The 19,573-nt window shown below is 66.8% G+C and carries 22 protein-coding genes and 1 tRNA gene; 10 read left to right on the forward strand and 13 right to left on the reverse strand.

What is annotated here, in order from left to right; genetic code table 11:
• Positions 1-354: 354 nt before the first annotated feature.
• The gene (locus AC1RQF_RS31765) at positions 355-993 is read right to left on the reverse strand and encodes a LysE family translocator (RefSeq protein ID WP_274000606.1); all 639 of its coding nucleotides are present in this window, start codon (positions 991-993) and stop codon (positions 355-357) included.
• A gap of 67 nt (positions 994-1,060) precedes the next feature.
• Positions 1,061-1,930, reverse strand: a complete 870-nt coding sequence (locus AC1RQF_RS31770; RefSeq protein ID WP_274000604.1) for an NAD(P)-dependent oxidoreductase — start codon at positions 1,928-1,930, stop codon at positions 1,061-1,063.
• A gap of 116 nt (positions 1,931-2,046) precedes the next feature.
• Here AC1RQF_RS31770 and AC1RQF_RS31775 point away from each other — a divergent pair, with 116 nt between their 5' ends.
• Positions 2,047-2,799 (forward strand): Mut7-C RNAse domain-containing protein, encoded by a 753-nt coding sequence (locus tag AC1RQF_RS31775; RefSeq protein WP_492874046.1) that lies wholly within the window; start codon positions 2,047-2,049, stop codon positions 2,797-2,799.
• 94 nt (positions 2,800-2,893) lie between these two features.
• Here AC1RQF_RS31775 and AC1RQF_RS31780 read toward each other — a convergent pair whose 3' ends face one another.
• The gene (locus AC1RQF_RS31780) at positions 2,894-3,127 is read right to left on the reverse strand and encodes a hypothetical protein (protein ID WP_274000602.1); all 234 of its coding nucleotides are present in this window, start codon (positions 3,125-3,127) and stop codon (positions 2,894-2,896) included.
• A gap of 786 nt (positions 3,128-3,913) precedes the next feature.
• Here AC1RQF_RS31780 and AC1RQF_RS31785 point away from each other — a divergent pair.
• Positions 3,914-4,297: a hypothetical protein gene (locus tag AC1RQF_RS31785; RefSeq protein ID WP_492874048.1), complete on the forward strand. Its 384-nt coding sequence runs from the start codon at positions 3,914-3,916 to the stop codon at positions 4,295-4,297.
• A 250-nt stretch (positions 4,298-4,547) separates the two neighbouring features.
• Positions 4,548-5,183 (forward strand): LysE/ArgO family amino acid transporter, encoded by a 636-nt coding sequence (locus AC1RQF_RS31790; protein WP_274000600.1) that lies wholly within the window; start codon positions 4,548-4,550, stop codon positions 5,181-5,183.
• A gap of 637 nt (positions 5,184-5,820) precedes the next feature.
• Here AC1RQF_RS31790 and AC1RQF_RS31795 read toward each other — a convergent pair.
• The 5 genes from AC1RQF_RS31795 to AC1RQF_RS31815 all read right to left on the reverse strand — a co-directional run bounded on the left by AC1RQF_RS31795 (position 5,821) and on the right by AC1RQF_RS31815 (position 8,300).
• Positions 5,821-5,896, reverse strand: a tRNA-Ala gene (locus AC1RQF_RS31795).
• An 81-nt stretch (positions 5,897-5,977) separates the two neighbouring features.
• Positions 5,978-6,295 carry a c-type cytochrome gene (locus AC1RQF_RS31800; RefSeq protein WP_274004420.1) on the reverse strand — a complete coding sequence of 106 codons (318 nt, stop codon included), beginning with the start codon at positions 6,293-6,295 and terminating at the stop codon, positions 5,978-5,980.
• A gap of 29 nt (positions 6,296-6,324) precedes the next feature.
• Positions 6,325-7,125 carry a BON domain-containing protein gene (locus tag AC1RQF_RS31805; protein ID WP_274000599.1) on the reverse strand — a complete coding sequence of 267 codons (801 nt, stop codon included), beginning with the start codon at positions 7,123-7,125 and terminating at the stop codon, positions 6,325-6,327.
• An 18-nt stretch (positions 7,126-7,143) separates the two neighbouring features.
• Complete coding sequence (locus AC1RQF_RS31810; RefSeq protein ID WP_274000597.1) at positions 7,144-7,716, reverse strand: SIS domain-containing protein; 573 nt, start codon at positions 7,714-7,716, stop codon at positions 7,144-7,146.
• 131 nt (positions 7,717-7,847) lie between these two features.
• Complete coding sequence (locus AC1RQF_RS31815; protein WP_274000596.1) at positions 7,848-8,300, reverse strand: YraN family protein; 453 nt, start codon at positions 8,298-8,300, stop codon at positions 7,848-7,850.
• Here AC1RQF_RS31815 and rsmI point away from each other — a divergent pair.
• Positions 8,299-9,177, forward strand: a complete 879-nt coding sequence (gene rsmI / locus AC1RQF_RS31820; RefSeq protein WP_492874051.1) for a 16S rRNA (cytidine(1402)-2'-O)-methyltransferase — start codon at positions 8,299-8,301, stop codon at positions 9,175-9,177. The two genes, AC1RQF_RS31815 and rsmI, sit on opposite strands and share 2 nt — an antisense overlap.
• Before the next feature lie 88 nt (positions 9,178-9,265).
• Here the strand turns inward: rsmI and AC1RQF_RS31825 are convergent, their stop codons facing one another.
• Positions 9,266-9,877 (reverse strand): septal ring lytic transglycosylase RlpA family protein, encoded by a 612-nt coding sequence (locus AC1RQF_RS31825; protein ID WP_274000594.1) that lies wholly within the window; start codon positions 9,875-9,877, stop codon positions 9,266-9,268.
• A gap of 620 nt (positions 9,878-10,497) precedes the next feature.
• On the opposite strand from AC1RQF_RS31825, the gene AC1RQF_RS31830 reads away from it, so the two are divergent.
• From AC1RQF_RS31830 to AC1RQF_RS31840, 3 genes are all read left to right on the forward strand, one after another.
• Positions 10,498-11,142, forward strand: a complete 645-nt coding sequence (locus AC1RQF_RS31830) for an MBL fold metallo-hydrolase (protein WP_274000593.1) — start codon at positions 10,498-10,500, stop codon at positions 11,140-11,142.
• Positions 11,139-11,744, forward strand: coding sequence for a 3'-5' exonuclease family protein (locus tag AC1RQF_RS31835; protein ID WP_274000591.1), 606 nt, complete (start codon positions 11,139-11,141; stop codon positions 11,742-11,744). The genes AC1RQF_RS31830 and AC1RQF_RS31835 overlap by 4 nt, the downstream gene beginning before the upstream one ends.
• A gap of 103 nt (positions 11,745-11,847) precedes the next feature.
• Positions 11,848-12,306, forward strand: a complete 459-nt coding sequence (locus AC1RQF_RS31840; protein ID WP_252981918.1) for an Lrp/AsnC family transcriptional regulator — start codon at positions 11,848-11,850, stop codon at positions 12,304-12,306.
• A gap of 15 nt (positions 12,307-12,321) precedes the next feature.
• On the opposite strand, the gene AC1RQF_RS31845 is transcribed toward AC1RQF_RS31840, so the two are convergent.
• The 3 genes from AC1RQF_RS31845 to AC1RQF_RS31855 all read right to left on the reverse strand — a co-directional run bounded on the left by AC1RQF_RS31845 (position 12,322) and on the right by AC1RQF_RS31855 (position 15,126).
• Positions 12,322-13,512, reverse strand: coding sequence for a cation diffusion facilitator family transporter (locus AC1RQF_RS31845; RefSeq protein WP_492874055.1), 1,191 nt, complete (start codon positions 13,510-13,512; stop codon positions 12,322-12,324).
• Positions 13,513-13,761: 249 nt separating this feature from the next.
• Entirely contained in the window at positions 13,762-14,055 is a 294-nt protein-coding gene (locus AC1RQF_RS31850) for an H-NS histone family protein (RefSeq protein WP_274004418.1), read from the reverse strand.
• Between the two features lie 372 nt (positions 14,056-14,427).
• On the reverse strand, positions 14,428-15,126 hold the full coding sequence (locus AC1RQF_RS31855; protein ID WP_274000589.1) for a HugZ family pyridoxamine 5'-phosphate oxidase: 699 nt from the start codon (positions 15,124-15,126) through the stop codon (positions 14,428-14,430).
• Between the two features lie 253 nt (positions 15,127-15,379).
• Between AC1RQF_RS31855 and AC1RQF_RS31860 the strand changes: the two genes are divergently transcribed.
• Positions 15,380-16,531: an MFS transporter gene (locus tag AC1RQF_RS31860; RefSeq protein WP_274004416.1), complete on the forward strand. Its 1,152-nt coding sequence runs from the start codon at positions 15,380-15,382 to the stop codon at positions 16,529-16,531.
• 78 nt (positions 16,532-16,609) lie between these two features.
• Here the strand turns inward: AC1RQF_RS31860 and AC1RQF_RS31865 are convergent, their stop codons facing one another.
• Positions 16,610-17,752 (reverse strand): branched-chain amino acid ABC transporter substrate-binding protein, encoded by a 1,143-nt coding sequence (locus AC1RQF_RS31865; protein ID WP_274000588.1) that lies wholly within the window; start codon positions 17,750-17,752, stop codon positions 16,610-16,612.
• Positions 17,753-18,248: 496 nt separating this feature from the next.
• Between AC1RQF_RS31865 and AC1RQF_RS31870 the strand changes: the two genes are divergently transcribed.
• The gene (locus AC1RQF_RS31870; protein WP_274000587.1) at positions 18,249-18,728 is read left to right on the forward strand and encodes a hypothetical protein; all 480 of its coding nucleotides are present in this window, start codon (positions 18,249-18,251) and stop codon (positions 18,726-18,728) included.
• 69 nt (positions 18,729-18,797) lie between these two features.
• Entirely contained in the window at positions 18,798-19,490 is a 693-nt protein-coding gene (locus AC1RQF_RS31875) for a dienelactone hydrolase family protein (protein WP_274000586.1), read from the forward strand.
• The last annotated feature ends 83 nt before the right edge of the window (positions 19,491-19,573 follow it).

A 19,573-nucleotide genomic window follows, 5' to 3' on the forward strand; every position in this document is an offset into this window, starting at 1 on the left:
GGGCCTACGGCTACCGGGATGAGGAATACTTCTTCCTCAAGATCCGCGCTGCCTTCCCCGGTAATCCGCGATGAACCAAAAAAAAGCCCGCCTGTAGAGGCGGGCTGAATCCATATCAGAGGAGACATGGAGGAGACAGGACGGACTATACCCGGTTGATTGACGCAATGCAACATTTCCATATCGAAAATAAGGATTTTCCCTCGACTATTGGTTCTAATTAGACAACCATCTCATTTTTGCACCGGGTTGGTGCTGCAATTTGCCCAGCGCCAATGAAAACGCCCCGCGCTTCCAGGAAACGCGGGGCGTTCGGACGGTGCGCGCGGCGTCCCTGCCCGCGCCCGGCGATATTCAGTGCCGGACCAGCGCCATCATCGTGCCGAAGCCGACGAACAGCCCGCCCGTCAGGCGGTTGAACGCCTTCGCGAAGCTCGCGCGCTTCAGCGTCGCGCCGATCCGCGCGCCGCCCAGTGCATAGACCGCGTACCAGCTCACCTCGATCACCGCGAAGGTGGCGACCAGGATGCCGAATTGCGGCAGCGTCGGCTCGGCCGCGTTGATGAACTGCGGCAGCAGCGCGGCGGCGAACAGGATCGCCTTCGGATTGCTGCCCGCGACCAGGAAGCCGCCGCGGAACAGCGTCCAGCGGGAGGCGGACACGGCAGCCGCGCCCGCCTCCGCCTCGGCCGCCGGCGCGGCCTCATCCACCCGCGCCCGCCAGGCCTTCACGCCAAGGTAGATCAGGTAGGCCGCGCCCGCGAAGCGCAGGACATTGAACATCGCCGGCCAGGCCTTCAGGAACACGCCCAGGCCCGCCGCCGATACCGACAGCATCGCGATCAGCGCCGTCAGGCAGCCCGCCATCGTCGCGGTCGAGTGACGCAGCCCGTGGCGCGCGCTGTGCGACATCACCAACAGCATGTTCGGGCCCGGAATCGCGGAGATGACGAACACTGTTGCCACGTACAGCCACCAGGTATGCAGGTTCATCGCCGCCTCCGCTCGCATTGTCGAAATGAAAGCGACGATTATGCAGCAAAATCCGCCACCCGCACGATCAACGGCCCGCGCGGCGCGCCGCCACCTGCCCGAGCACCGCGAAATCCTTGTCGCCGTCGCCATGCGCGACCGCTTCGAGCAGGCTGTCGCGCACCACGCTCACGACCGGCAGCGGCACCGCCGCCGCGTCGCCCGCCGCGAGCGCGAGCCGCACGTCCTTCAGGCCGAGCCGCGCCTTGAAGAACGCGGGCTCGTAGCGCGACTCGGCGATCATCGTGCCGTAGCCCTGGTAGATCGGCCCCGGAAGCACGCTGTGCGTGATCACGTCGAGGTAATCGTTCATCGAGACGCCGTGCGCGGCAAGCAGCGCGCCCGCCTCGCCCATCGTCTCGATCGCCGCCGCGATCGTCATGTTCGCCGCGATCTTCACGGCATTCGCATGCTGCGGCAGCGAACCGAGCCGCCAGGTCTTCTGGCCGACCGCATCGAAGGCCGGCTGCACGCGGTCGATCGCCTCCGCCGGCCCCGCCGCGATGATCGTCAGCTGGCCGGCCGACGCCACGTGCGGGCGGCCCAGCACCGGCGCGGCGACGTAGTTCAGCCCGCGTTCGGCATGCGCATGCGCGAACGACTCGGCGAGCGCGACGGACACCGTCGCCATGTTCACGTGGATCAGGCCGCGCGGCGCTTGGTCGAGCAGCGCGGCGTCGAACACTTCCCGCACCGCAGCATCGTCCGCCAGCATCGAGAACAGCGCATCGCCCGTCAGCGCCTCCGCCGGCGACGCAAGCGGCTGCGCCCCGTGCTCGACGAGCGCCGCGAGCCGTTCCGGCGAACGATTCCAGACGCGCACCCGGTGCCCCGCTCTCAGCAAATTGGCCGCGATCGCGGCCCCCATCTCGCCCAGGCCGATGAATCCGATCTCCATCGATCGCTCCGTGTGGAAGAAAGAGAAGCTCGGAGTAAAGCACAGCCGCGCGACGTCTGCAGGCGACGCCCCGCGGGCCGACCCCGCGGAACCGGATCCGGTGCCATACTGATCGCATGGCCACCGTGACTTTCCGCTTCTATGAGGAACTGAACGATTTCCTCGCGCGGCCGCTGCGCGGCCACGCGTTCGACCATGCGTGCGTGAACGCCGCCACCGTCAAGCACGTGATCGAAACGCTCGGCGTGCCGCATACCGAGGTGGAACTGATCCTCGTCAACGGCGAATCGGCGCCCTTCGAACGCATGCTCGCGGACGGCGACCGCGTGGCCGTCTACCCGACTTTCGAGACCTTCGACATCGCGCCGCTGCTGCGCGTGCGCGCGACGCCGTTGCGCGTCACGCACTTCATCGCCGACGCGCACCTCGGCGGCCTCGCCCAGTTGCTGCGCCTCGCGGGCTTCGACACCCTCTACGACAATCGCTACCCCGACGCGCTGATCGAAACGATCGCCGCGCGCGACGCGCGCATCGTGCTCACCCGCGACCGTGAACTATTGAAGCGGCGCGCGATCACGCATGGCTGCTACGTCCGCGAGCTGAAACCGGAAGCGCAGCTGCGCGCGCTGTTCGCGCGGCTCGATCTCGCGCGCAGCGCGCGGCCGTTCCGGCTGTGCCTGACCTGCAACGCACCGCTGCGGCCGCTTCCCGCCGCCGATGCGATCGGCCGCGCGCCGCCCGGCGTGCTGCAGCGGCATGCGCGCTTCGCGACCTGCGATGTGTGCCGGCGCGTATTCTGGGAAGGCTCGCACTGGCAGCGCATGCGCGCGCTGATGGACAGCGTATCGGCGACGCCCGTCGCACGTTGACGCGCGGCTGAAAAAACAAACCCCGCAAGCCAGGGCTTGCGGGGTTCGCTCGGTCAAACCGTGGCGGCCGCCTGGGCAGCCGCAGGGTGCGCGCTTACTGCGCTGCGCCCTTGTCGTTCGTGCCGGCGTCCGACGCGGCAGCGGCCTTCGCCTTGCCCTTCGTCGTACCGTGTTGCTTCATCGTGTGCTTCGGCTTGCTCTTGTCATGCTTGACTGCCGAAGCAGCTGCCGGCGCCGACGCGGCGGCCGGTGCTGCGTCTTGTGCGAACACGGAAGCCGATGCGAGTGCGACAGCAGCGGTAGCCAGCGAAGCGATGATCTTCTTCATTGTTGTTTCCTTGAATGTCTGAACGGTAGTGCCCGATAAGAAACGATGCTTTTCAACTGCACCGGGTGCCAGTATTGCCGAAGTCCCCCGCCTGTCCTGCAACAAAACGTAAGGAATCTTTTCAGTGCAGGCACTCACGCACCGGTTCTATAACGCCTCGAAATCACGGTGGGTTGACAGGCTTGCTGCGGGTCGGTCGAGCCTCGGAACTTCACGTTGAACATCAAGGGGATAGCCGCGTCATTCGATTCGGATCGCAGGATATTTCGAGAATGCCGCGCGTCAGGTTTTGTTGCCTGTTTCGTCGATTCATCCGCGGGTTTGCGGGGAAAAACGCGTGCTGTCCCGACATATCCGCGGACAAAATCGCATACAAATTCACACCTCGGACCCGGCTTCTCGACACAGCTCGACGTGGAACGCGCGAACCGCCGCCCATTTTCGAAGGAATTGACGGGCTTGGGCAGGCGACCCGGCTCGCACGTCATGCCGCGCGCGCTTCTTTCACCTTAATTCGGATTCTTCAGGATCGGAGCGATCGTCGGCATGGACGCATGCGGAGTGGAATTCTTCCTCTCGCCGCACAACGCGCGACGTACAATTTCTAACACCATCGTCGCAAGTGGCTTGCTAGGCTGCGAGACAGCTGGGCGCAAGCCCCTCGATCCCGCGCGGCGCGGGCCCCTTTGCGATGCGCGGTAGGGCCGAAAGCCGTATCCCGTCCTTGTCGAATCGAAGCGCCGCCGGTCAGCCGGCCGCTTCGCCGTATGAGAGTTGAATCGATCCATGAAATCCACCGAGATGTTCGCCCGCTGCCTGCTCGCCGGCGCGGTCACCGTGATGGCCGGCTGCGCCGGCTCCCCGAGCAACGACACCGTGGGCGGCGTGCCCGGCGGTGGCAACGCGCCGCTGATCTATGTGTCGTCGGCCCGTCCGGCGTCCGCGGTCGAGCAATGCATCGTCGACCGCGTGCCGCAGGCGCGGGTCACGGACCGCAGCGGCTCGACCACGCTGCTGGTCGGCCCGTCGTCGCCCGATTCCGACTGGATGGTCACGCTCGCGCCGATCGGCGCGACCGGCACCACGATTGGCGTCTATCGGCCGCGCAGCGGCAGCGGCGATCCCGAAGAGCCGGAACTGCGTTTCCATATCGCGCGCTGCGCGATCTGATGAGGTCGGCGCTCGCCGGCGGGCGAGCGTCTCCGTCAACGCGTGATGGTGGCGTTGGCGATCGGTCCGGTATCACCTGATCGGCGTGGGGGTTCGGCGCCCCCGGTTGGACGCCTGTCGTGCTGTTCGAAGAACAAGAAGCGTTGCCGTTTCCACTGGCGACCCTCCCCTCCGGCCCGAGGCGCCGCCGCGAACACCCGGTTCCGGCACGGCGCGCCGTGCGCTGGTTTTCACGTCCAACGGAACTGACGTGCCATATCTTTCATTCGCCGAAGGCTTCCTGCTGGGATTGGGCCTGCTGATCGCACTCGGGCCCAAGGATACGTTCACGATCCGGAACAGCCTCGATGGGCGTCATGCGCCGATGCTCATGGCCATCGGAGCCGCCGTGGATGCGCTGCTGATCACGCTGGGCGTGATCGGGCTCGGGGCCGCGTTCGCAGGGGGTCACCGCTTGCATGTCACCGGGATGATGCTCACCAGCGGGTATCTTTTGTATTTCAGTTTCCATGCGTTTCGGTCGGCTTATGTCGGGTTCGAGGACGGACTCGACGAACTGGCGCATGAGACCGCGCTCGATTCGCGATGGCAGGTGGTGAAGCAGGCGCTGTCGCATGCGCTGCTCACGCCTTATGCGTGGTTCGATACGGTGCTGGTGGTGGGAGCGTTCAGTACGATTCACGCGGGGGTGGCCAAGGTTCTGTTCGCAGGCGGGGCGATGGCGGCGTCGGTGGTGTGGTTCGGGTTGCTTACGCTGGGCGCGAAGGTGACCGCGCCATTGCTGCGTAGCCGGGGCACCTGGCGAAAGCTCGATGGCGCCGTGGGCGTTGCCATGCTGCTGCTGATGCTCCGGCTGCTCGCCGCTTATCCGTGGCGAACCGGCTGAGCCACGAATCGCGACGGCGCACAGAGGTTGGGCAGGCTGCGATCCGGTGTTGTCCCCAGGGTTTTTCCTTATGTATATGTATACATAGGTTTAGTTAACAAGCACCCTGCGAAGCTGTGGATAATCCCAAAAATGTAAGGTAGGTCAACCCGCTAGGAAATCTCAAACCCTTCGGACCGCGCGTGAACATCCGGCATAAGCCTTGAACAACTTTCTCGTTCGGCTGTGCGCGGCGGGGTTGTCAAGAATCCCTCCACAGGAAAGTGCGTGGGTTATTCATGGGGAATCCACAGGGGTGGGGGGATAACCTGGGGCGGGCGGCAAGGTGCGTCCCTGTGCATGAAGATCTCGCCCGGCGTCGCGCGGCACTGCTCGAACGATGGTTTTCATGGGATGGAGTCCGGTGCAGCGCTGCGCGATACCCTGGTCGACAGGTGTCCGCGAATCGCTGCTTGGAAGGTGAACGCACGGTGTGCGACGAGACACCGGCAGAAGTGCAGGATCGAACCGAAGACCCGATGGCAATGGCGGTGGCAACACGCGTTCCGGCCAAGGTGCGACGGCGCAAAATGTGCGCGTGAATCGATCAGCCAAAGAAAAAGGGCCTAGCCAATCGGCTAAGCCCTTTTGAATTCGTTGGTGGAGCGGATGAGGATCGAACTCACGACCTTCGCATTGCGAACGCGACGCTCTCCCAGCTGAGCTACCGCCCCAACAGCCGACCATCATACACACCTTTTTCGGCGCTTGGCAATAACCCTCCGCCCCTAGTCAGCGAGGGCGGTTGAGCCAGATCATTTCACCGGCGCGCCGGCCAAAACCCACTCCACCACGGCCTTCGCATCGGCGTCGCTCATGCGCGGATGCGCGGGCATCGGAATCGCTCCCCACACCCCGGAGCCGCCGTCCTTCACCTTCTTCACGAGCTTCGGCACGGCCTGCGCATCGCCCTTGTACCGCACGGCGATCTCCTTGAACGACGGGCCGACCAGCTTCCGGTCGACCGCATGGCAGCCCATGCAGGCATTGCTGCGCGCGACCTTGAGCCCGTCGCCGACATCGGCGCGCGCGACCGCCGCGCCGCCCAGCGCCACCGCGAGAAGCCCTGCCATCGCCCCCGCCTTGCCCCACACCTTCACCTTCATGGATTCCCCGTCTTCGGATTGCCCGGATGCACGCTGCTCGAATTCGAGATTGGCGCGGGCGCCTGCAGCGGCGTCGACGTCACCGCCGAATCCGGCACCGTCCCCACCGTCGCGCCATCCGACGCCGGCGCGGCCGCCGAGGCCGCCGACGCGCCGCTGGCCGGCGCCGCGGCCGTCAGCGCCTGCGCATCCTGCGGCTTGATGTACTGGAACACCTTCACGACCTTCTCGACGCCCGACACCCGGCTCGCCGCATCGGCGCCCCGGCTGCCTTCATCCGCCGTCACGAGCCCCAGCAGGTAAACATTCCCGCGCTCGCACACGACCTTGAAGTTGTTCGCCGAAATCCCCTTCTCGCCGATCAGCGCGGTCTTCACCCGCCCTTCGAGGTAGGAGTCGTTCGCCCGCGACGACAGCGTGCTCGGCGCGGCCGCCACCAGTTCGTTCACGATCGCGTTGACGTTGTTGATGCCTCGCACGATTTCCTCGGCGCGCTGCTTCGCCGCATCGCTCGGCACCTCGCCCGTCAGCAGCACGCGCCGGTTGAACACCGTCACGTTCACATGCGACTGATCCGGCAGGCCGCTGCTGATCTGGCTCAGCGCCTTGACCTGGATCTCGCGGTCCTCGGTCTGCGCACCCAGCGTGCGCCGGTCGGTCGCAACCAGTGCGCCGCCGCCCGCCGCCGCTCCCACGGCGGCCAGCACGCAGCCCTGCAAGGTGGCGGCCAGGCCGGCCGTCAGGCCCACCACGAGCGTGGTCCGCATTAGCGTCAATCTGACGCGGCTTGTACTCATCGACAGCTCTCCTTCGATTCAATCCTCGCCCAGCAGCATCGCGTCGATGCCGTCGCACAGGCAGTGGATGGTCAGCAGATGGACTTCCTGAATACGTATCGCCCGCTTGGACGGCACGCAGATGTGAATATCGGCATCGGTCAGCGCGCCGCCCAGCGGGCCGCCGCCGTTGCCGGTCAGCGCGACGATCGTCATTTCCCGCTCGCGGGCTTCGTCCACGGCGGCCAGCACGCGCGCCGATTCGCCCAGCGGGTCCAACACCACCAGCACGTCGCCCATCTGGCCGAAGGCGCGCACTTGTTGCGCGAACAACTGCACGGCGTCGCCGCCGGCCTGGCTCGCATCGGTGGCGAGCGCGAGCCCGGGCAGGCTCGGGCGCTCGCGCTCGAAGCCGCCCAGCAGCGCGCCCGCGAGCCGTGCGGCGGCCGCCGACGAGGGGCCGTCGCCGCAGGCGATGATCTTGTTGCCGTTCGCGAGGGCCATGAACATCGCGTCGACGGCCGCCGCGATCGGCAGGGACAGCGCATCCAGCGCTTCAAGCGTGAGCGCCGCGCTGTCGCGGATGTGTTGTTGTATACGTTCGACTGACATCGATTCCTATCGGGTACTACGCGCGATCCGTTTCGCGCGGCATCGTGAGTGCCGCGAGTTTACCGTACTCCGCGCGCCTCTCCCGGCCGTTTGCCGGATCTCTTTACAACTCGACACAACCTCGGCGAGGCCTAGCCAAGGTCGTCGGCCCGAAATGCATCGCGCAACCACACGAGCCGCCCCGCCTCGAATGCGACCACATCGAAGCGGCACGCGCTGTCGCCGCCCGCGCGCGCCCAGATCGTCTGCGCGGCCAGCAGGATGCGGCGCCGCTTGCGCATGCCGATGCTGGCCGCCGCCCCGCCGTATCGTCCGCTCGCGCGCGCCCGCACCTCGACGAACACGAGCGTGCCGTCGCGGTCGCGCATCACGAGATCGATCTCGCCGCCGCGCACCGTCACGTTGGCCGCCACGAACACGAGCCGCTCGCGCTCCAGGAAGCGGCGCGCGCGTTGCTCGAACGCGGCGCCGACGCGCCTGGACCCGGCCGCCGCCCGACAGTTGTCGGCCTCCGCGGCCGCGCCGGCGTGGCACAATGCGGTGCTTGTTCCGCCCGCGCCGCGCTCCCGCGCTTTCCGTGTCATGACCGCTCTCCTCGAACTCGCCCAAGCGCAGCACTATCCGGCCGGCGCGCTTTACGTCGTCGCCACTCCGATCGGCAACACCGCCGACATCACGCTGCGCGCGCTCCACGTGCTCGGGCTTGTCGACCGCATCGCCGCCGAGGACACCCGCAACACCGGCCAGCTGCTCACCCGCTACGGCATCTCGAAGCCGCTCGTCGCGGTGCACGAGCACAACGAACGCGAGGCCGCGCTCAAGCTGATCGAACTGCTGCGCGCCGGCGAACGCATCGCGTATGTCTCCGACGCGGGCACGCCGGGCATCTCGGATCCGGGCGCGAAGCTCGTCGACGCGGTGCGCGCCGCGCAACTCCCGGTGATCCCGCTGCCCGGCCCCAACGCGGCCGCCACGGCGCTCAGCGTCGCCGGCGACTGGGCCGGCGCGTTCACGTTCGCGGGTTTCCTGCCGCCGAAGCCGAAACAGCGCGCCGCCGCCCTTCAGCAACTGAAGGGGCACCCGTATGCGCTGGTGTTCTATGAAGCGCCGCATCGCATCGCGGAGACCCTCGCCGCGCTCGCCGACGGGCTTGGCGGCGCACGCCGCCTGCTGGTCGCACGCGAGCTGACGAAGTTACACGAGGATCTGTTCCAGGGCACCCTGGCCGAAGGGCCGGGCTGGCTCGCCACGGATGCGAACCGCGCGCGCGGCGAGTTCGTGCTGGTGGTAGAGGGCGCGCCGCAGGTGGAGGAAGGCGACGACCCGGCGGCCCACGACGATCTGCTGAAGCTGCTGCTGGAAGAGGTGCCGGTGAAGAGCGCGGCCAAGCTGGCCGCGGCGCTGACAGGCGCGTCGCGCAACACGCTGTATGCGCGTGCGCTGACGCTGAAGGACGCCTGAGATCGAGCTTCGCGCCGAAACGGCGCGGCTGAAAAGCATCAGGGCCGCGCGAGGCGGCCCTGATGGATGGTGAAGCGCGGCGCGTCCCTTACTTGGAGACGGACGCGGAAACCGACGCGAGCATCTCGTCGCGCGCGATCTGCGCTTCCTGCGGCGACAGCCCCTGGATCTTCACGCGCCCCGTGCCCGAATGCACGAGGCCGATCATCTTCGCCGCCGCGTACGACAGGTCGAGCACCCGGCCGCGCGCGAACGGGCCGCGATCGTTGACCTTCACCACCACCGACTTGCCGTTCGACTGGTTCGTCACGCGGATGTACGACGCGAGCGGCAAGGTCCGGTGCGCGGCGGTCAGCGCGTTCATGTTGAAGCGCTCGCCGTTCGCGGTGCGGCGGCCATGGAATGCCTTGCCGTACCACGAGGCCTTGCCGGTCTGCCGGAAATCGGACACATCGGCCGCATCGATCGGCTTGGCGTCGGCGAGCGACGCGCGCGCGGCGTCCGACGTTCCGGCGGCGGGCATCGAGGCCAGCGCCGTGTCGAAATTCAGTGTCGTGCCCACGCCTGTGTCAGACGCGGTGCGCAGCGCATCTTTCTTCGCGCTGGCTTGTTCCGGAGCATTGCTGGGTGGCACCGCGCAACCTGTCAGCGCGAAAAAAACCGCCAGTGTCCCGAGATGCCTCGGTAATCGAAAATTCATCGACGTGTCGCCTATGAGTGCGGACCGTGAACTGCCATGAACGGTCCGGACGGATATGCGCGCACGCCCCGCTCGGCGTCGAGCAGGCGCTTGCACTGGTGCGGCTGAGGTGCTGCCGCGACCGTCCTGATTAGCTTTCACGTCTGGCGCAACCTGTCCCCGGCAGCCTGACCAGACCCCATATGCCGCCATCGAACAGGGTTTCCTGTTCGCGCGCGTCGCAAACTCCAACGCACAGGAACGGCGGCATAGGCCTCATCCGACGGCGCGGCAGCAAGGCCGCAGCGGGCGCGCAGCGCCCGGCCGGACAAGACGTGAGCACCGAACGAATCGGTACCGAGATGCACCGCCGGTCACCCCGGCGGCTCTTGCATTGACGGCGTTGTTGCACCATTTATGGTGACTGAACGCCCACTGATAGCGTGGCTTCCACGCACAATGGGCCGCATTATACATAAACGAAAAGCAACGACTCAAAAACGGCCCGGCGCGCTCATTGATTCTCACTATGACTGTAACAATCGACATGTGATTCATTTGCACGGGTGCAGCCGCGGCGACAGGCGAACGGGCCGCGCGCGCGACCAGTACAATCGAGGTTTTCAGCCGTTGCCGATGCCATGAAAGTCACGCTCATCCCCGTCACGCCGTTTCAGCAGAACTGCTCGCTGCTCGTCTGCGAAGCGACGGGCCGCGCCGCGGTCGTCGACCCGGGCGGCGATCTCGACGTGATCCAGCAAGAGGTCGCGCGACAGAACGTGCAAGTCGAGAAGGTGCTGCTCACGCATGGCCACATCGATCACTGCGCGGGCGCGAAGACGCTCGCGACGCACTATGGCGTGCGCATCGAGGGCCCGCAGGAGGAGGAGCGCTTCTGGATCGAGAAGCTGCCCGCGCAGAGCGAGCGCTTCGGGTTCCCGGCCGCCGACACCTTCGAGCCCGATCGCTGGCTCAACGACGGCGATACCGTCACGTTCGGCGACGAAACGCTCGAGGTTTATCACTGCCCCGGCCACACGCCCGGCCACGTGGTGTTCTTCAGCCGCGCGCACCGGCTCGCGATCGTCGGCGACGTGCTGTTCGCGGGCTCGATCGGCCGCACCGATTTCCCGCGCGGCAACCACGCGGACCTGATCAGCGCGATCCGCACCAAGCTCTGGCCGCTCGGCGACGATGTCACCTTCGTGCCGGGCCACGGCCCGGTGTCGACCTTCGGCGACGAGCGCCGCACGAATCCGTTCGTCGCGGATGGGGTGGCGGGATGAGCGCCGAGATCTATGTGAGCACCGACGTCGAGGCGGATGGTCCGATTCCCGGCCCGCACTCGATGCTGAGCTTCGCGTCCGCGGCCTACACCGAGGACAAGCAGCTGATCGCCACCTTCTCCGCGAACCTGCACACCCTGCCCGGCGCCACCGCGCATCCGGTGCAGGAGGCCTGGTGGAAAACCCAGCCCGAGGCCTGGGCGGCCTGCCGCAAGGATCTGCAGCAGCCGGAGGCCGCGCTCGTCGCCTACGTCGAGTGGGTCGAGGCGCTGCCCGGCAAGCCGGTGTTCGTCGCGATGCCGGCGGGTTTCGATTTCACCTTCATGTTCTGGTACATGATGCGCTTCGCCGGGCGCTGCCCGTTCTCGTGGTCGGCGCTCGACATCAAGACGCTGGCCTTCGCGATGACGGGCCTGCCGTACCGGAAAGCGATCAAGCCGCGCTTTCCGCGCCACTGGTTCGACGAGCATCCGCATACCCATGTGGCGCTCGACGACGCGATCGAACAGGGGGCGCTGTTCTGCAACATGCTGGCCGATCTGCGCGCCCAGCAGGCGCGCTGGATCGCAACGGACGAGGCAGCACAAAATGCCACGGATTAATCGGCGAGTTAGCGAATACTGCTCGCATTCCGCGCACTTTGTTGCCTTTCCTTTCTCCGGCCTCTACCATTGAGAAATGGTGTACCTGCCCCCGGAGGCACAGGTGACTCTCGATACCTTTTCGCAAAAAATCCTTCGCCTGTTGCAGCTCGACGCGCGCCGTTCCGTGCAGGAGATCTCCGATCAGGTCGGGCTCTCCAGCACGCCCTGTTGGCGCCGCATCAAGGACATGGAACAGTCCGGCGTGATCCAGCGCTACACCGCCCTGCTCGACCGCGAGAAACTCGGCCTGCATGTGTGCGCGCTCGCGCATGTCCACCTGACCCGCCACAACGAGGGCGGCGTCGAGCAGTTCGAACGCGAGATCGCGACCTGCCCGGAGGTGACCGAGTGCTACAGCACGACGGGCGAGGCCGACTACATCCTCAAGATCGTCGCGCCCGACATCAAGGCCTACGACGTGTTCCTGCACGAGCGCATCTTCAAGATCCCCGCAGTCTCGCAGGTCCGCACCAGCGTCGTGCTGCGCGAGATCAAGTTCGACACGCAGCTGCCGCTCTGAGCGGCGCGCGGCGCGTCAGGCCCGCCCCGTCGCCGCGACCGGCTGCGGGGCGTCGGCCAGCGCACGCGTGATGCCGATCCGGCGCGCGCCGAGCCGCCGGCGCAGCGCGTCGAGGTCGAGCTGCGCGACCGGATCGGTGCCGCCCGGCGTCGCCCTCGCCTCGGCCGCCAGCGCCACGTCGATCTCGAGGCCACTGCTCAGGTAGTGCAGATTCACCGTCCGCGCCCGCAGACCGGCGTCCGCGAGCGCCGCTTCCAGTTGCGCCGTGACCTGCGCGCGCAGCGGCAGAGCCAGCGCCGGGCGCCGCGCGGCATCGTTTTCCGGATCGACGTGAATCAGCGCGTCGAGGACGCGCGAATCGCCCAGCGCGCGCAGGCGCGCCGATTCGGCGATGAAATGCCCCTCGGACACGGAGATCCGCGGATCGACCAGGATATGGGCGTCGACGAGCGCCTGGTCGCCCATCTTGCGGGTGCGCAGGTCGTGCACGTCGCGCACGCCGGGCGTGGCGGCCAGCAGTGCGCGGATCTCGGCGACCGCGTCGTCGTCGAGCGCGCGGTCCGACAGATCCTGCAGCGCATCCCAGCCGAAGGTCCAGCCCATCCGCGCCACCATGAAGCCGACGAGCGCCGCGGCGATCGGATCGAGCAGCTTCACGCCGGCCAGGCTGCCGATGATGCCGATCGCGACCACCAGCGACGACGCGGCGTCGGAGCGCGCATGCCAGGCATTCGCGACCAGCATGGCCGATCGCACGCGCCGGGCTTCTCGCAACATATAACGAAACAGCGCCTCTTTCGATACCAGTACGATAACCGCCACGACGAGTGCACTGACATGCACGGCCGGAATATCGTCGAGATGGACGATCCGTTCCGCCGCGCGCCACAGCATGCCGACCCCGACCGCAATCAGAATCGCGCCGAGAAACAGCGCGGCGACGGTTTCATAGCGGCTATGACCGTAATTATGGTCGGCATCCGGCTTGGCTCCGCTATGCCGGTTCGCGATCAAGACCACGAAATCGGAGACCAAATCGGATAAGGAGTGGACCCCGTCGGCAATCAAGGCCTGAGAATGTGCAATTACGCCGACTGCGATCTGCAACGCGGACAACACCACATTCACGACGATGCTGACGAATGTGCTGTTGCGGGCGACGACCTGCTTTTCGGTACTCGGATCGTCTTTCGGAAATGTGGACATGAAATACCGGATTTAGCTGGCTGATATCCGGGATTCTATCAAGCCGGCCGGCCGGCGAGTATGTCGCCAACAAGAAAAAACCAGTAAAATCAATCGCTTATGAAAATGCTACGCATTTTCATTTCGAATCCGGCAGCATCGGCGCGCGGCGTTTCGGCGGATGCGACACGGCCTGAAAAGACAAAAGGCCACGCACCCCGTGGGGGGCGTAGCCCTTGCGCGCCTTGCGGCGGACGATGCCCGAGAAGCTTAGATCGCGAATTGCTCGCGGTTCTTGCCGGCGATCCAGCGGGGCGGCTTGCCGCGACCCGACCAGGTTGCGCCGCTCTCCGGGTCGCGGTACTTGGCAGCGACGCCCGCACGCGGACGACCCGCCTTGCCTGCCTTGCCGCGGCCCAGCCCCAGTTCCACGAGCGAAAAGCCATAATCGGCAATCTTCTGCTTCACGTCATTGAGCACTTCCGCGTATTCGCGCGACTTCGCCTCTTCGATCTGCTTCTCCAGCTTCTCGCGCTGAGCGAGAAGGTCCTTGTAAGAAGACATAAATTCCCTTTTATCTGACCAAACGACGCCGGTCTTGAGCCGGTTCGCCATTTAACATGTATTGATGCCTCGGATAATGAGGACAGAGGTTAGCACAGAAAAGAATGACGGGAATCGGATCGGGCTGAAAATAAATGTTGTTATTTGTGTTTTGATTGTTCAATTTGACCAGCGCCGGCAGCGTATTCAATTATCGCTTACCAGGATCGAACATTAGGGGTATTCGGTGCACATTTTAAGTTTTCAAGCCGCGCAACTGCTTTGTAAAAAGCAAATCAAAGTTTTCATCAAACGAAAGGTTCGTGGCGATCCGCATCCCGGCGTGATGTCTTATCTTGTTAATGCAGAATCAATGCGCGCCCACTCCATCAATTAGCGATCCGCATCGAACGCGTGAAAATTCGTGACTGCGACATTTTGAAGCGCCGCTTCGAGCGCCGCGCCGCTCGCTTGCGGCGCATCGAAGGGCGTGCGCAGCAGACGCCCGCCGCAGCGCCAGTCGGCGCCGTGGCGATCCACGCCCAGCAGGGCAAGGTCCGCGCGCCGCGACGGCAGCGCGTCCGCGCAGGCCCATAGCGCCTGCTCCTCGTCGAACGACAGCGGCGCGAGCGGGTCGAGCGCCGTCGCCTCGACCCAGCCCATCCGGCCGAACCCGCCGATATAGCGAATCCGCTCGCTCGCCAGCGCCCGGAACGAGAAATCACCGAGCGCGACGTAGCGCGCGGCGTCCGGGTGATAGCGCAGGTAGCGCGCGCGCAGATAGGAGTCGTCGTCGACCCGTTCGAAACGCCCGACCAGCGTCGCGCGCGCCGCCTCCAGCACCTCGCCCGGCGCCTTCGCGCCCGTGCCGAGGCCGTCCACGACGAGGAACCCCGCGCACGGATCGTCATCGAGGTTGCGGGTGTGCTCGGCGAGCCCGCTCACGAGAATCACCGGCCGGTGCCGCGCGTCGAGCGCGTACGGCACGACGGTCGGAAACGGATAGCCCTCGGGTGCGCGCATCCGGGTCGCGAGCGTGCCGAGCAGGTTGCGATGCAATAGATGAAGCGGCAGGGCGGCGGGTATGTTCAAGTGAGATCCTTGCATGGGACGGAAACTTGGCGCGATCACCCCGGCATCGGGCGCTCCACCGATCGCGAAAAGCATCGCCCGCTTCGCGGCCGTGCGCAAGCGCCCGTCACCCTGCTCCGCTAGAATCGGGCGCTGGTTCCATCAAGCGCTCCGCCAGCCGGCCCCGAGCGCACGTTTTTCGTCGAGCTTCCCTGTGTCCGATCCCGCTTCCTCCGAGCTGCCGGCCCCGCCCGCCGCTCACCGCCGCCTTCCCATGCCCGCCCGCCTGCGCGCCCGCAACGCGACGATGGCCCTGTTCTTCGTCGCGGGCATGATGTACGCCTCGTGGGGCGTGCACGTGCCCACCGTGCGCGACCGCTTCTCGTTGAGCCCCGCGCTGCTGTCCTACGCGCTGCTCGCGGTCGCGACCGGCTCGATCGTCGCGATGACCACCAACGCGCGCTGGATCGCCCGCGTCGGCAACCGCACCGCGTGCCTCGCGGGCGGCCTCGCGATGTCGGCCTGCGCGGCGCTGATCCTGGTGGTGCCCACCTATCCGCTGCTGCTCGCGCTGCTGGCGCTGTTCGGTTTCTCGATGGCGACGCTCGACGTGGCGATGAATGCCGAAGCCAGCGCGGTCGAGATCGCGGTCGGACGGCCGATCATTTCCACCCTGCACGGCATGTTCAGCATCGGCGGCCTGGCCGGCGCGGCCGCGGGCGGGGCGCTGCTGTCAGCCGGCATGCCGCCCGCCGTCCATCTCGCGCTCGCCGCGCTCGTCAGCGCAGGGGTCCTGCTCGTCGCCTGTCCCGCCGTGCTGCCGCACGTGCCGCACACCGACGCCGCGCACGGCCACGCCGACGCGAGCCGCTGGCGCTCGCCCGCGCTGTGGATGCTGGGCGCGATCGCACTCGTCGCGCTGATCGCCGAAGGCGCGATGTACGACTGGGCGACGGTCTATATGCGCGACATCGTGGGCGCGACGCCCGCGCTGTCGAGCGCCGCCTATGCGGCGTTCTCGGGCGGCATGGCCGCCGCGCGCTTCGGCGGCGACGCGATCCGCGCCCGCTTCGGCGCGCCGCAGCTCGTGTTCGCGAGCGCCGCGCTCGCCTGCGCCGGGATGATCGGCGCGCTCTTGCTGCCCAACGCGGTCGCCACGCTCACCGGTTTCGCGCTGATGGGGCTCGGCCTCGCGAACATGATGCCGGTGCTGTTCGCCGCCGCCGCGCGCGTGCCCGGCATCCACGCGGCCGAAGGGCTCGCGCATGTCGCGGGGCTCGCGTACTTCGGCCTGATGTTCGGCCCGGTCGTGATCGGCGCGGTCACGCAGATGGCCAGCCTGCCTGTCGGCCTGTCGGTCGTCGCGTTGTGCGCGGCGCTCGTCGCCGTCGCCGCGCCCAAGGTGCTCAGCCGCCTCAAGATCTGAATCTGAACGGCGCCGCCAAAACAAAGCGCGCATGCGTTGCCGCATGCGCGCCCGTTCCCTCGCGAGTCGCCGCCGGTATTACATCTTCACCTGGTCGAGGAACGTCTTCTTGCCGCCCTTGTAGTCATAGAGCGAAATGATGCCGTGCTTCAGATCGCCCTTCGCATCGAACACCGTCTCGCCGATCACGCCTTTGTAGTCCGTGGCCGGCATCACCGCCAGGATCTTCGCCGGATCGACCGAGTTCGCGCGCTTCATCGCGTCGACGACGATGTAGACCGCGTCATAGGTGAACGGCGAGTAGATCTGGATCGGCTGGCCGAAACGCTTCTGGTACTTGTTCTGGAACGCCGCACCACCCGGCATCTTCTCGAGCGCCGCGCCCGCCTGCGAGCACACCACGTTGTCGGCCGCGTCGCCCGCGAGATCGGACAGCTGCTCGGTGCACACGCCGTCGCCCGCGAGGATCTTCGCGCGCAGGCCCAGTTGCTTCGCCTGCTTCGCGAACGGCCCGCCCGTCGCATCCATGCCGCCGTACATGATCGCGTCCGGATTCTCACCCTTGATCTTGGTCAAAATCGCGCGGAAGTCGACCGCCTTGTCGTTGGTCGCATCGTGCGACATCACCTTGAGCCCGAGCGCCTTCGCCTTCTTCTCGAACTCGTTGGCGAGACCCTGGCCGTAGGCGGTCGAATCGTCGACCACGGCCACGCTCTTGATGCCCTTCGACTGGGCGTAGTTCGCGAGTGCCGGCCCCTGCTGCGCGTCGGTCGCCACCACGCGGTAGGTGGTCTTGAACCCTTGCTGCGTATAGGCCGGGTTGGTCGCCGACGGCGAGATCTGCACGATGCCAGCGTCGCTGTAGATCTTCGATGCCGGGATCGAGGTGCCGGAGTTCAGGTGGCCGACCACCGCGACGACCTTGTCGTCGACCAGCTTCTGCGCGACCTGCGTGGCCGTGCGCGGGTCGGCCGCGTCGTCCTGCGCGTCGAGCTGGAGCGTGATCTTCTCGCCGCCGATCGTCAGGCCCTTCGCGTTGATTTCCTCGATGGCGAGGCGCGCGCCGTTTTCATTGTCCTTGCCCAGGTGGGCAATCCCGCCCGTCAGCGGCGCGACGTGGCCGATCTTGACGACCTGGTCGGCCGTCGCGTTGGTGGCGGCCGCGGCCAACAGCATGGCTGCCGCACCCATCGGCAACAACTTCGGCATCTTAATAGTCATGTAAGTCTCCAGTTTCGGTCCCAGAAAACGTCGTCGCCAGTGCCCCGCCGCCCACGTCATCGCATGGGCCTGTTACTGACGCGCGCCGGATGCATCACTCATGCACTTGGCCACAAGCACGCGGGCCGCCGGACCGGCGTCCCTCGTACTTGCGCGAAAGTGTAGGTGATCAAATTAATTCCAGGATTTTTTTTAAGAAACTGGGACCAGTACCAATAGCGGCGCAGCAAAGATTGCCGGAAACCTGCGTTGGATAAGGGTTTCCGCTGATTAGGATACGAAATGAAAGGCGACATTAATATAAGAATTGCCCACCGTTAATGTTTCGAATCAAGCGCTTCGCTCTGAAATAATTCAGCCATCCCCAACGGCTGCAAGCGGCGTCGCGCGCCGCTCGAACGAACATGCCGCCCCGAGCGCGTCTCGCCATTCGCCGGCCGCCGTGTCGGCGAACGCAGCACTCGAGCGCGCCGCGCCGCGTCGCCGGCCGAGCGTCATGCTCCATCCGATCCGCAGCGACCGGTCGTCGCCCTCGTTCGCGCGCGAGCACGCCGAGCACGAACCGCGCGAACCGCGTGGCGTGTCGAGCGGCGCGCCGGGTGGCAAGCCGACAACCGCGCGCAGCGGATCGATCGCAACAGGCGCGCTGCACGGTCGCGTCGCCGGGCGTCCTCTCGGGCAACGCGAACAGCCTGACCGCGCGCGGCCCCCGCCTCGACCGCGAACAGGTCCATCGGCACGACGCGCCGCCCTGGCAGCCGAGCGTGCCGGCGTCCGACGCCGCGCCATCGCGGCGCGAATCACGCTCGCCGTCGCCGCCCGCGCGGCGAACGGCATGGCCGGCGGACAAGTCGAGGCATGCGTGATCGCGACGCCTGAAACGGAGGCGATGCGGCATTCGAAACGGATCCAGATCCGCCCGGCCGGCGTCGCGCGGCGCGGGCCCCGTGCGTCGACTGCAACCGCGCCCGATTGATGGCACACTGACGCGCGCCTTTTTCACTCAATCTCGGAGCCGACCGGCTCCGCCTGCCAGGAGATCTGCATGGCTTCCCAATGGATCGACATCCCCACCGGCGGCGACAGCTTCGGTGGCTACCTTGCGCTGCCGAAACGCGGCAAGGGGCCCGCCGTCCTCATCGTCCAGGAAATCTTCGGCGTCAACAGCCATATCCGCGCGGTCGCGGACCAGTACGCGGCGGACGGCTATGTCGCGCTCGCGCCGGACGTGTTCTGGCGCACCCAGCCGCGCGTCGAACTGACCTACGACGGCGCGGACCGTGACAAGGGCATCGAACTACTGCAGAAGACCGACGTCGGCCTCGCGGTGGCCGATCTCGGCGCGGCGGCCGCCGCGCTGCGCGCGCGGCCCGAGGTCGACGGCAAGCTCGCCGCGATCGGCTACTGCTTCGGCGGCCGGCTCGTCTATCTGGCCGCCGCGGCCGGTTCGGTCGACGCGGCCGTCGCCTACTACGGCGGCGGCATCCAGAACCATCTCGACGTCGCCGGCAAGGTCGCCCAGCCGATCGTGTTCCACTACGCGGGCCACGACCACGGCATTCCGCCCGAGGCGGTCGACCAGGTGCGGCAGGCGTTCGCCGGCCGCGCGAACGCGGCCTTCCACCTGTACCCGGACGCCGAACACGGCTTCAACTGCACCGACCGCGCCTCCTACCACCAGCGCGCCGCCGCGCTCGCGCACGGCCGCACGCTGAGCTTCCTCGCCGAGCATCTGTAAGCCGGCCGCGGGGGGGGGGGGGGGGGGGGGGGGGGGGGGGGGGGGGGGGGGGGGGGGGGGGGGGGGGGGGGGGGGGGGGGGGG

It is taken from the genome of Burkholderia sp. GW821-FHT14F03 (genome assembly GCF_058803765.1).

Bases quoted from the DNA above. Each gene is read 5' to 3' on its own strand.
- AC1RQF_RS31765 (WP_274000606.1), bottom strand. From the start codon at position 993: ATGAACCTGCATACCTGGTGGCTGTACGTGGCAACAGTGTTCGTCATC.
- AC1RQF_RS31770 (WP_274000604.1), bottom strand. From the start codon at position 1,930: ATGGAGATCGGATTCATCGGCCTGGGCGAGATGGGGGCCGCGATCGCG.
- AC1RQF_RS31775 (WP_492874046.1), top strand. From the start codon at position 2,047: ATGGCCACCGTGACTTTCCGCTTCTATGAGGAACTGAACGATTTCCTC.
- AC1RQF_RS31780 (WP_274000602.1), bottom strand. From the start codon at position 3,127: ATGAAGAAGATCATCGCTTCGCTGGCTACCGCTGCTGTCGCACTCGCA.
- AC1RQF_RS31785 (WP_492874048.1), top strand. From the start codon at position 3,914: ATGAAATCCACCGAGATGTTCGCCCGCTGCCTGCTCGCCGGCGCGGTC.
- AC1RQF_RS31800 (WP_274004420.1), bottom strand. From the start codon at position 6,295: ATGGCAGGGCTTCTCGCGGTGGCGCTGGGCGGCGCGGCGGTCGCGCGC.
- AC1RQF_RS31805 (WP_274000599.1), bottom strand. From the start codon at position 7,125: ATGAGTACAAGCCGCGTCAGATTGACGCTAATGCGGACCACGCTCGTG.
- AC1RQF_RS31810 (WP_274000597.1), bottom strand. From the start codon at position 7,716: ATGTCAGTCGAACGTATACAACAACACATCCGCGACAGCGCGGCGCTC.
- rsmI (WP_492874051.1), top strand. From the start codon at position 8,299: ATGACCGCTCTCCTCGAACTCGCCCAAGCGCAGCACTATCCGGCCGGC.
- AC1RQF_RS31815 (WP_274000596.1), bottom strand. From the start codon at position 8,300: ATGACACGGAAAGCGCGGGAGCGCGGCGCGGGCGGAACAAGCACCGCA.
- AC1RQF_RS31825 (WP_274000594.1), bottom strand. From the start codon at position 9,877: ATGAATTTTCGATTACCGAGGCATCTCGGGACACTGGCGGTTTTTTTC.
- AC1RQF_RS31830 (WP_274000593.1), top strand. From the start codon at position 10,498: ATGAAAGTCACGCTCATCCCCGTCACGCCGTTTCAGCAGAACTGCTCG.
- AC1RQF_RS31835 (WP_274000591.1), top strand. From the start codon at position 11,139: ATGAGCGCCGAGATCTATGTGAGCACCGACGTCGAGGCGGATGGTCCG.
- AC1RQF_RS31845 (WP_492874055.1), bottom strand. From the start codon at position 13,512: ATGTCCACATTTCCGAAAGACGATCCGAGTACCGAAAAGCAGGTCGTC.
- AC1RQF_RS31850 (WP_274004418.1), bottom strand. From the start codon at position 14,055: ATGTCTTCTTACAAGGACCTTCTCGCTCAGCGCGAGAAGCTGGAGAAG.
- AC1RQF_RS31860 (WP_274004416.1), top strand. From the start codon at position 15,380: ATGCCCGCCCGCCTGCGCGCCCGCAACGCGACGATGGCCCTGTTCTTC.
- AC1RQF_RS31865 (WP_274000588.1), bottom strand. From the start codon at position 17,752: ATGACTATTAAGATGCCGAAGTTGTTGCCGATGGGTGCGGCAGCCATG.
- AC1RQF_RS31870 (WP_274000587.1), top strand. From the start codon at position 18,249: ATGCTCCATCCGATCCGCAGCGACCGGTCGTCGCCCTCGTTCGCGCGC.
- AC1RQF_RS31875 (WP_274000586.1), top strand. From the start codon at position 18,798: ATGGCTTCCCAATGGATCGACATCCCCACCGGCGGCGACAGCTTCGGT.